The 10,282-nt window shown below is 61.5% G+C and carries 10 protein-coding genes and 1 other annotated feature; of the genes, 3 read left to right on the top strand and 7 right to left on the bottom strand.

What is annotated here, in order from left to right; translation table 11 throughout:
- Both ileS and Q0Z69_RS10450 read right to left on the bottom strand, forming a co-directional pair.
- The coding region (ileS, locus tag Q0Z69_RS10455; RefSeq protein ID WP_298033066.1) for an isoleucine--tRNA ligase at positions 1 to 1,820 on the bottom strand (1,820 nt) is incomplete at its 3' end.
- Positions 1,821 to 2,039: 219 nt separating this feature from the next.
- Positions 2,040 to 2,292: a binding site (T-box leader), on the bottom strand.
- Between the two features lie 84 nt (positions 2,293 to 2,376).
- The gene (locus Q0Z69_RS10450) at positions 2,377 to 2,544 is read right to left on the bottom strand and encodes a hypothetical protein (RefSeq protein ID WP_298033063.1); all 168 of its coding nucleotides are present in this window, start codon (positions 2,542 to 2,544) and stop codon (positions 2,377 to 2,379) included.
- Between the two features lie 289 nt (positions 2,545 to 2,833).
- Here Q0Z69_RS10450 and Q0Z69_RS10445 point away from each other — a divergent pair, with 289 nt between their 5' ends.
- A complete protein-coding gene (locus tag Q0Z69_RS10445) occupies positions 2,834 to 3,049 on the top strand; it encodes a helix-turn-helix domain-containing protein (RefSeq protein ID WP_298033061.1) in 216 nt (71 codons plus the stop codon).
- A gap of 41 nt (positions 3,050 to 3,090) precedes the next feature.
- On the opposite strand, the gene Q0Z69_RS10440 is transcribed toward Q0Z69_RS10445, so the two are convergent.
- The 5 genes from Q0Z69_RS10440 to Q0Z69_RS10420 all read right to left on the bottom strand — a co-directional run bounded on the left by Q0Z69_RS10440 (position 3,091) and on the right by Q0Z69_RS10420 (position 7,339).
- Positions 3,091 to 3,261 (bottom strand): hypothetical protein, encoded by a 171-nt coding sequence (locus Q0Z69_RS10440; protein ID WP_298033059.1) that lies wholly within the window; start codon positions 3,259 to 3,261, stop codon positions 3,091 to 3,093.
- 169 nt (positions 3,262 to 3,430) lie between these two features.
- Entirely contained in the window at positions 3,431 to 4,099 is a 669-nt protein-coding gene (locus Q0Z69_RS10435) for an N-acetylmuramoyl-L-alanine amidase family protein (protein WP_298033058.1), read from the bottom strand.
- 3 nt (positions 4,100 to 4,102) lie between these two features.
- Complete coding sequence (locus Q0Z69_RS10430) at positions 4,103 to 6,106, bottom strand: ABC transporter permease (RefSeq protein WP_298033056.1); 2,004 nt, start codon at positions 6,104 to 6,106, stop codon at positions 4,103 to 4,105.
- The gene (locus Q0Z69_RS10425) at positions 6,081 to 6,977 is read right to left on the bottom strand and encodes an ABC transporter ATP-binding protein (RefSeq protein WP_298033054.1); all 897 of its coding nucleotides are present in this window, start codon (positions 6,975 to 6,977) and stop codon (positions 6,081 to 6,083) included. Before Q0Z69_RS10425 ends, Q0Z69_RS10430 begins: the two co-directional genes overlap by 26 nt.
- On the bottom strand, positions 6,974 to 7,339 hold the full coding sequence (locus tag Q0Z69_RS10420; protein WP_298033052.1) for a GntR family transcriptional regulator: 366 nt from the start codon (positions 7,337 to 7,339) through the stop codon (positions 6,974 to 6,976). Before Q0Z69_RS10420 ends, Q0Z69_RS10425 begins: the two co-directional genes overlap by 4 nt.
- Before the next feature lie 303 nt (positions 7,340 to 7,642).
- Between Q0Z69_RS10420 and rpsO the strand changes: the two genes are divergently transcribed.
- Together rpsO and Q0Z69_RS10410 are read left to right on the top strand one after the other, a co-directional pair.
- Complete coding sequence (gene rpsO / locus Q0Z69_RS10415; RefSeq protein ID WP_298033051.1) at positions 7,643 to 7,909, top strand: 30S ribosomal protein S15; 267 nt, start codon at positions 7,643 to 7,645, stop codon at positions 7,907 to 7,909.
- Positions 7,910 to 8,107: 198 nt separating this feature from the next.
- Positions 8,108 to 10,258 (top strand): polyribonucleotide nucleotidyltransferase, encoded by a 2,151-nt coding sequence (locus Q0Z69_RS10410; protein WP_298033049.1) that lies wholly within the window; start codon positions 8,108 to 8,110, stop codon positions 10,256 to 10,258.
- Positions 10,259 to 10,282 lie beyond the last annotated feature (24 nt).

Here is a 10,282-nt window from a genome sequence, read left to right as displayed (position 1 = left end):
CCCAGGGACTTGTGCATGGCCTTGCCCTCGCCGTCCACGGTCCAGCCGTGGGTGACGCACTCCTTGAAGGGCGCGCCGTTGCCGAAGGCGCCCACGGCGGTCAGCAGGGCGGACTGGAACCAGCCGCGGTACTGGTCCAGGCCCTCCATGTAGACGGTGGCGGGCCAGAAGCCCTGATCCCGCTTCATGGCGGCAAAATGAGTGGAGCCGGAGTCGAACCAGCCGTCCAGAGTGTCGGTCTCCTTCTCGAAGCCGGACTTGCCGCCGCAGTGGGGGCAGGTGAAGCCGTCGGGCAGGATATCGGCGGCGTCCTTGGCGAACCAGGCGTTGGAGCCCTCCGCCTCAAACAGCTTGGAGATGGCGGAGATGGTCTCATCGGTGCAGACGGGCTTGCCGCAGTCCTTGCAGTAGAACACGGGGATGGGCAGGCCCCAGCGGCGCTGGCGGCTGATGCACCAGTCGGTGCGCTCCCGGATCATGGACTTCATGCGGTCGATGCCCCAGCCCGGGACCCAGCGCACATCGTCGCAGGCAGCGCAGGCCTCGTCCTTGAAGGAATCCACAGAGCAGAACCACTGGGGGGTTGCCCGGAAGATGATGGGGCTCTTGCAGCGCCAGCAGTGGGGGTAGCTGTGAACGATGTCCTCGCTGGCGAACAGCGCGCCGCTCTCCTTCATGTCGTTCAGGATGACGGGGTTGGACTCGTCGGTCTTCATGCCGGCGTATTTGCCGGCATAGTCGGTGTGGCGGCCCTGGTCGTCCACAGGCACCACCATGTCCATGCCGTAGCGCTTGCAGGTCTGATAGTCGTCCGCGCCGAAGCCGGGGGCGGTGTGGACGCAGCCGGTGCCGCTGTCCATGGTGACGTAATCCGCCAGCAGCAGGCGGCTGGTCTTGGGCAGGAAGGGGTGGTCCGCCAGCATGTTTTCAAAGAAGGAGCCGGGGTGGGTCTCCAGGATCTCGTAGCTCTCAAAGCCGCCGATCCGCATCACCTTGTCGGTCAGGGCCTCGGCCATGATATAGACCTCGCCGTTAGGGGCCTTCACCAGGGCGTAGCTCTCGTCGGGATGCAGGGCGATGGCCAGGTTGCCGGGCAGGGTCCAGATGGTGGTGGTCCAGATCACGAAAAAGAGCTTGCTCTTGTCAAAGCCTGCCAGCTTGCCCAAGTCGTCGTGCATGGGGAACTTGACATACACGGTGGTGCAGGGGTCGTCCTGATACTCGATCTCGGCCTCCGCCAGGGCGGTCTCGTCGTGGGGGCACCAGTACACGGGCTTCAATCCCTTGTAGATATAGCCCTTCTTGTACATCTCGCCGAACACCTTCACCTCCTCGGCCTCGAAGCCGGGGTTCATGGTGGCGTAGGGATGCTCCCAGTCGCCGATGACGCCCAGCCTCTGGAAGCCCTCGCTCTGCACGTCCATGTAGTGCTGGGCGAAGTCGTGGCAGGCGGAGCGGAAATCGGGGATGCTCATGGCCTTGTGGTTCAGCTTGTTCTGCTTGATGATGGCGCTCTCGATGGGCATGCCGTGGTTGTCCCAGCCGGGGATGTAGGGGGTGTAATAGCCCCGCATGGCGGCGGAGCGGGTGATAAAGTCCTTGATGGACTTGTTCAGGGCGTGGCCCATGTGCAGCGCGCCGTTGGAGAACGGAGGGCCGTCATGCAGGTTGAACAGGGGCTTGCCCTCGTTCTTCTTCAGCAGCTCGTGATAGACGTCGATTTTCTTCCAGCGCGCCAGCATCTCCGGCTCCCGTTTGGGCAGGCCCGCCCGCATGGGAAAGTCGGTTTTCGGCAGATGGATGGTCTTGTTGTAGTCCATATCTGTTTCCTCCAAATCAAAATCCGGGTTGAATTGATAATTGAATAATCGATGATTGACAGCAAGCTCAAATCTATTTTCGCCGCGGCATGTACGTGGCGAAAATACATTGACTCAGCCGCCTTGGGCGGCGTTCACCAGTGACCGAGGTCACTGGTGGGGGGATTTAAAGGGGGGATGAAATCCCCCTCTTTAAGAAAAAAACGCTTTGCCTCTCGTTCAAGAGACAAAGCGTTCAAAAAACACTCTGCGGTACCACTCTCGGTTGCCGTGGCCTTGCGGACACGACCGCTCACCGCCCGCCGTCACGGGCCGACGGAATAACGCCCGTCACACGTCCACGCTTACTCGCGTCGTCTTTCAGCAGGAGGCTCCAAGGTGATTTTCGTCCTCCGTGCCCGTCCGCCTTGCACCAAACGGCGGCTCTCTTCGCGGGAACCAGAGGGTTACTCGTCCTTATCTACGCCAAAATGTTCAATTACCGGAATATGATATCACGTTTTGGCGGTTTGTCAACGGTTTTTCATGGATTTTTTCTGGAAATAGCGCCGCATTTTTACTGATAGCGATACCTCTGGGCGGTGTAACGGTCGATACAGGACTGAAACAGCTCGTAGCTGCGAAATTCCAGCAGCCGCCCGCCGTCGATCTCATGGAAGGATACCACCTGCCGCTCCGTATCGACCCAGATGCGCCAGATCTCCTCTGTCTTTTTCTTCGCCAACGCATGTCACCTCCCGCAAAATGAGACCTTGCTCATCATTTTATGCGATTATCGCATAAAATGCAATATGCAATTTTGGCATATCCTAAAATAAAGGAACCCTGATTCAATCGGGATGTGCGGATTGGCAGGCAGATTTTTTGTCTGGCAAGGAAAAAAACGCGGGAATCCTGACGAATTTCAAGATTTTCTGACGCAGTCCAAGCAGAGAATATACCGCCAAAACGTGCGTCTCAATTGAATCAGCGGTTCCTAAAGCATCAGCATGGAAGGGGAGGGATATGCGGCGATGTATCACCGTCTGCGGGACATGCGGGAGGACAAGGATCTGCCACAGCGGAAATTGGCGGATCTGCTCAATATCTCCCAGACCACGTATTCCCGATATGAGAGCGGCGCGCTGGATATTCCCAGTGCGGCGCTGATCGCCCTGGCCCGGTTCTACGACACCAGCATTGATTATCTGCTGGGCCTGACCGACGATCCAATACCGTATAAAAAATAAAAAAGGGACCGCCCAGGCGGTCCCTTTTGCGTGTTTGATGGTCACTGATACCGGTACTGTTTGCAGGTGTATTGGTCCACGCAGCTCAAGAACATCTCCCGGCTGCGAAACTCCAGCAGCTTGCAGCCCTCCTCCTCATGGAAGGATACGATGCGTCGCTGGGTATCGACCCATACGCGCCACAGGGGTTCATTGGTCATAGCTTTCTCCATGGAGAGGCTCCTTTCACACAGCTTTTTATGTTGACTACATCTATAAGACGATTTATCCGGGCGTTTTGTTTCACGATTTTGAAAAATTTTTTAAAAAATTTTTCCGGCCGCTCAGCGTATGCGCCCATGGGCGGAATAAAGGCACGCGCAGACGGCGTTTGGCGCTTGCTCAGTCCGCCTGCTCCGCGGCCGCCTCCATTTCCGCCGCCACGTCGGCCCGGAACTGCTCCCAGCTCTCCGGGTCGTCCACGAAATGCCTGGGGCAGACCTTGCCCGTCACGTCGTAGTGGCGGATCACGTCGGCCTCCGGGTCCAGCCGGAACTCCTGGCACAGCCAGGCCGTCAGCTCCACCACGCGGTCATAGGTGACGGGGGAGAATACCCCCGTCTCGTCGGGGTGGCAGACCTCGATGGCCACAGTGTCGCCGTTCCGGGTGTTGGAGGCGTAGGCGATCTCGTCCAAGGGGATGCACTGGATGACCTCTCCCTCCAGCCCCACGATGAAGTGGCTGCTGGCGTAGGTCCCCTCTTTGCCGGAGGACAGAGACTCGAAATAGTTGCGGTTGGCCTGGGCGGTGGTGCCGGGATTGCCCACGTAGTGGATGACCACGCCCCGGATCTCCTTCAGCTCCGTTCCGGGACGGGACCACTCGTTCACCGTCAGATAGTCCTGCCGGACGTAATCCGGCACGGCCACGTCTGCCGGGTCCGGGGCCCGCCTGGCCAGCAGGACTCCGATCACGGCGCACGCCAGCACCAGCAGCGCTGCCCCCAGAGCGCCCAGCTTCAGCCGGGGGTCGATGTACCACCGCCTCCGCCGTCTTCTGTGGACTGCCATGGGTCAGATCACCGTTCCCGCCACATAGACCTTGGTGGGGCCGTCGGCCCCGCCGATGATGCCGATGCCGCCGGCGCCGCCGGTACCGCTGGCCGTTTCGGTATAGGTGCCCATTTCATCATATTCCTCCGACCAGCCCTCGTCGTTGTAGTACTGGCTCCAGGTGAGCAGCCGCTCCCGCTGGACAAGACCCATGGCGTCCAGGCAGTCCAGGGTGTTCTCCATCCCCGGACGGACCGCGATCGTGATCCGGTCGGCGTCCCTGTCGACGTCCGGGCCTTCCTTCGCGAAGGACAGGTAGAGGTCCATGGCGTATGCGTCGTCCCGGTCGCTGCCGGTCAGGTCCACCTGCCCCCAGGTCCCGGCCTGGGTGTCCCGGCCCACGGCGTCCAGAATGGTCTTGGCCTCCCGGCTGTTCAGGTCGAAGAAGCTGTCTTCCTTTCCGGCCAGGTCATATACGGTGATGGTGCCGCCGGTAACGGCGTAATCGTCGTCCAGGTGGAGCCGCCGGATCTTGGCGGCGGTGCTGTTCACAAACTGGTCCAGCAGGCTGTCATAGGTCCCCGCCTGGGCCAGCCGCTCCTCCGTGATGGGCAGGCGGTAATAGCGGTCCAGGGTCTTGCCGTCCGCCAGGGTGTAGGTCAGCTCCGTGTAGGCGTGATAAACGTCGTCGGGGTCGGCGCCGCTGCGCAGATACTCTGTGTCGGCCGCCACGGCCCGGTGCAGGTCCAGCACCTGCCGGATCATGTCGTCATCCTTTCCGGCCTGGAGGCTGTAGGAGTTCCCTCCTGCGTAGAGGTACACGCTCCGCAGCTCCTCTGCCGCGGGAATGCGGCGCTGGATGCCCAGCGCGTCGAACCGCAGCACGGCGCACAGGGCCGCGCAGGCCAGAACCACCGCCCCGGCTCCCAGCCAGCTCCGCCTGCGGAACACCCGCAAAGACTTGGCCAGCAGCATGGTGGCGGCGAAGTAGCCGATGACGCCTGCCACGGTCATGCACACCGCCATGGGCAGCGCCTCGGCGTAGGGGCCGTTCTGGAAGCCGCCCTCCCAGAACAGGGCGTACAGCAGCCGCCCGCCCAGCAGGGCCGACAGCGCCGCCAGCCCGTAGCGGAACAGGGGCTTCATCCAGCCCACGGCCACCACGTCCCCGGCGCACTCGCTGCGCCGGCGGCGGTAGAGGACGAAGGCGGCAGCCGCCAGCGCCGCGCCCACCAGGGCGTATACGCCGATCAGGTAGAAATTTTCCAGCTCCACGGCGGTCAGCACGCTGTCGACGTAATGGGTTCCGTCGGCGGTGATCCGCTCCGCTTCCTCATAAGTCGAGTCCACGCCCAGATGGCTGAGCAGATGGACCGTGGGGGAGAGAAAGCTGGTGGCGCCGTTATAGTAGGACCGGACCCCCACTAGGAAGCAGGAGGCGAACTCCGACAGGATCCACTCCAGCAGCACCGCCAGGAAGTGAAACAGGAAATACAGCGCCGGCAGGGCGAAGAGGTTGCCGGTGACAAAGGCCGCGAAAGTGGCGCTGGCAAAGTAGAAAAAGCTCAGTCCCAGCACGCCCAGAATGGTGTTGAAAAGGCCCGCCGGGTCAAAGCTGCCGTACAGCAGGGAGATCAGCACGCACAATGCCCCGGTGACAGCGTAGGGGATCAGCATCATGGTCAGGCCTGAGAGAAAATTGGTGAGGAACAGCCCCTCCCGCCGCAGGGGCAGGGTGTGCAGCATCCCCACGCTGCGGGCGTTGTAGAGATAGCTCCACACCACCATGGCGCAGAGGATCGCGTACAGCAGGGACACCACCGGCAGGCCGGTCAGCGTATTGTAATAGAGATTCGTGAATTCCAGCGGCTCCCGCAGGTAGCTGTGCAGGCTCCGGCTGATGTTCATCCACATGGCCAGGGGGAACAGCGCCCCCAAAAAGCTTGCGCCGCCCCACAGGGGCCAGAACCGGGTCAGGTTCTTGCGGAACAGGGTCCCGTTAAAGTACGATGTCTTTGACTGCATAGTCCGCACCTCCCAATTCATAGATAAAGATCTCCTCCAGCGTCAGGGGCACCGCGTCCACCAGCAAGGGGGCGTAGGTGGAGAGCTTCGCCGTGGCCTCCTCGGCGTTCATCCGCATGATGAGGGTGTGGATGCGGCCGACCCGGGAGGCGTGGAGCACCGGCAGCTCCGCCGGGACCTCCGTCACGCCGTCCTGGAACACCACCTGCAGCTTCACCATGTTGTCCTGGAGCTGCTCCAGGGACCGCTCCAGCAGCACCTTGCCGTGGTCCATGATGCCCACGTGGTCGCACACGTCCTCCAGCTCCCGCAGGTTGTGGGAGCTGACCAGCACCGTGGTGCCCCGCTGGGACACGTCGCCCATCACCAGGCTCCACACCTGCCGCCGCATCACCGGGTCCAGGCCGTCCACCGGCTCATCCAAAATCAGATAGTCCGGCATGCAGCTCAGCGCCAGCCAGAAGGCCACCTGTTTCTGCATGCCCTTGCTCAGGCGGCGGATGGTTTTTTTCTCGTCGATGTTGAAAACTTCCTTCAGCTTTTCGTACCGCTCCATGGAAAATGTGGGATAAAAGCCCCGGTAAAAGCGCATCATATCCCGGATGGTGGACTGCATGAAGTAGTACCAGTCGTCGGGAATGGCGGCCACGCGGCCCTTCAGCGCCGCGTTTTCCCACACGCCTTGGCCGTCCAGGCGGATGTCGCCCTCATCCTGGCGGTAAATGCCCGTCAGGCAGCGGATCAGGGTCGATTTGCCTGCGCCGTTGGGCCCCACCAGGCCATAGACGCTGCCGGCAGGCACGGAGACGGAGGCCCCGTCCAGCGCCGCGAAGCCGTCGAACCGCTTGACGGCGTTCTTCACTTCGATCATAGTCGTTCCTCCTCTTCCTCCATCAGTGCCAGCAGCTCCTGGCGGCTGACGCCCAGATACCGCAGCTCCGCGATCATTTCCCGCACCTGGCCCAGCAATTCCTTCTTCCGGGCGGCGTCCGCGTCCAGATTCCCGGAGGCAAAGCTGCCCTTGCCGGGAACGGAGTAGATGTACCCGTCGCTTTCCAGCTCGTTGTAGGCCCGTTGAATGGTGTTGGGATTGATGCTCAGCTGCATGGCCAGCGCCCGTACCGACGGCAGTTTTTCCCCCGGCGGCATGGCTCCGGTGACGATCAGCTTCCGCAGGCCGTCCTTGATCTGTTCGTAGATGGGCCGGGAATCCCGGTAATTCAGGCTGATCATCGCTTCACCTTCCCTTCCGCGGCGCGGAACGCCACAAACTGTATTAACTGTTCTAGTACAGTTAGAATAACACGGCGGCAGAGCGCTGTCAAGACCTGCCAGGAGCAAAATTTCTGTATTTTCAGGGAAAAAACAGGGCGGCTCCCCCTTTACAACCGGAAAATGATGTGTTATCCTTATACAGCATGCGGCTGTGAGGGAACTCCGGTCCCATGAAAATGCCCCGGAGCTTCGTTTTGCGGACATTCACCGGTCCCACGGCGCAGCCCCGCGGGGAATCTATATGGAAAGGTGGAAAAACCCATGCTTCGCAAAGAACAGAAAACCGCTATCATCGACGCCAACCGTACCCACGAGAACGACACCGGCTCTCCCGAGGTCCAGATCGCCATTCTCACCGAGCGCATCAACGTGCTGACCGAGCATATGCGCGCCAATCCGCAGGACAAGCACTCCAACCGCGGCCTGCTGAAAATGGTCGGTAAGCGCCGCAGCCTGCTGGATTACCTGCAGAAGAAGGACATCGAGCGTTACCGCGCCCTGATCGCCAAGCTGGGCATCCGTAAGTAAGCGTTGAATGAGGGTGGTGTGTACACACCACCCTTTCTTCACATTTTCCCCTGGCGCGCGTGAGAGCCAGTTTTAACCTTTAGCAGTTGAAAAAACGCCTGGACCGTGGTCCGCGCCTCCTATCTCGGGCCTTTTTTCAAGTGCTAAAGGGTTGTTTGGCTCCCATGCGGAAAACTTCAAATGAAAAGGAGCAAACACATGTCAACCATCATAACCCGCAGACAATTCCCCGGCTACCGCAAGTATGAGATGGAGCTGGCCGGCCGTCCCCTCTTCCTGGAGGTGGGCAAGCTGGCCGAGCTGGCCAACGCCGCCGTCATGGTGGGCTACGGCGACACCCGCGTGCTGGTGTGCGCCACCGCCTCCGCCCGTCCCCGGGACGGCATTGACTTCTTCCCCCTCAGTGTGGACTTTGAGGAGAAGCTGTACTCCGTGGGCCGCATCCCCGGCAGCTTCAACCGCCGTGAAGGCCGCCCCGGCGAAAAGGGCATCCTGACCAGCCGTGTCATCGACCGGCCCATCCGCCCCCTGTTCCCCTATGACTTCCGCAACGACGTCTCCATCATGGCGACCGTGATGAGCGTGGACCACGACTGCTCTCCCGAGATCGCCGCTCTCATCGGCACCTCCGCCGCCCTGGCTATCTCCGACATCCCCTGGAACGGCCCCGTGGGCGCCCTGAAGGTGGGCCTGGTGGACGGCAAGCTGGTGTTCAACCCCACCAGCGAGCAGCGCAAGGTCAGCGACCTGGACGTCACGGTGGTCTCCACCGGCAAGAAGGTGGTCATGATCGAGGCCGGCGCCAACGAGGTCCCCAACGATGTGATGTTCGAGGCCATCCGGCAGGCCCACGAGGAGAACCAGAAGCAGATCGCCCTCATCAACCAGATGGTCTCCGAGATCGGCAAGCCCAAGTTCGACTATCCCCATGCCTCCTTCGACCAGGAGCTGTTCGACGACATCGTGGCCAACTTCATGGACGAGGCCAAGGCCGCCATGGATACCGACGACAAGAACGTCCGGGAGGCCCGCTGGAATGCCATGATCGAAAAGTGGCACGAGAAGTATCTGGAGTCCCATCCCGACATGGACCAGTACCTGGAGGAGATCACCTACAAGTTCCAAAAGAAGATCGTCAAGGCCTGGCTGCTGGAGGGCCACCGCGTGGACGGCCGCCAGAAGAACGAGATCCGGCCCCTGGCCGCCGAGGTGGGCGTGCTGCCCCGGACCCACGGCTCCGGCCTGTTCACCCGGGGCCAGACCCAGGTGCTGTCCGTCTGCACCCTGGACACGCTGTCCGCCAATCAGAAGCTGGACACCATCTGGGAAGAGACCGAGAAGCGTTATATGCACCACTATAATTTCCCCGGCTACTCCGTGGGCGAGGCCAAGCCCGCCCGCAGCCCCGGCCGCCGGGAGATCGGCCACGGCGCTCTGGCCGAGCGGGCGCTGCTGCCTGTGATCCCCTCCGTGGAGGAGTTCCCCTACGCTATCCGCGTGGTCAGCGAGGTGGTCAGCTCCAACGGCTCCACCTCTCAAGGCTCCATCTGCGGCTCCACCCTGGCCCTGATGGATGCCGGCGTGCCCATCAAGGCCCCTGTGGCCGGCATCTCCTGCGGCCTCATTCAGGACGACGACGGCTCCTTTACCACCTTTATCGACATCCAGGGCGTGGAGGACTTCCACGGCGAGATGGACTTCAAGGTGGCCGGCACCAAGAAGGGCATCACCGCCATCCAGATGGACCTGAAGAACGACGGATTGACTATGGAGATCATCAAGAACGCCCTGGACATCACCTATGACGCCCGGGTCCAGATCCTGGATCAGATCATGCTGCCCTGCATCTCCGCGCCCCGGTCCGAGGTCAGCAGATACGCCCCCAAGATGATCACCATGCACATCGATCCCGACAAGATCCGGGACGTCATCGGCAAGGGCGGCTCCGTCATCCAGAAGATCGTGGCCGATACCGGCGCCAAGGTCGATATCAACGACGACGGATCCATCTTCATCTCCGCCCCCAATCCCGACAGCTGCGACGCCGCCAAGAAGTGCATCGACGACATCGTGTTCGTCCCTGAGATCGGCAAGCTGTACTATGGCCGGGTGGTGCGCCTGATGACCTTCGGCGCTTTTGTGGAGCTGGCCCCGGGCAAGGACGGCCTGGTCCACATCTCCAAGCTGGCGGACCACCGCATCGAGAAGGTGGAGGACGCCTGCAAGATCGGCGACATGATGTGGGTGAAGGTCACCGACATCGACGAGAAGGGCCGGGTCAACCTGAGCCACAAGGACGCCGTCCGGGAGATCAAGGCCAAGGAGGCCGCCGGCGAGCGCGTGCAGTGACATGGGCGCAAGGCCCAACGGAAA

Origin of the sequence: uncultured Dysosmobacter sp. (assembly GCF_947631165.1) — a bacterium.
Classification (GTDB): Bacteria; Bacillota; Clostridia; order Oscillospirales; family Oscillospiraceae; genus Oscillibacter.
The sequence above is the reverse complement of the archived record's forward strand: the minus strand, read 5'-3'. Positions and strand labels throughout refer to the sequence as shown.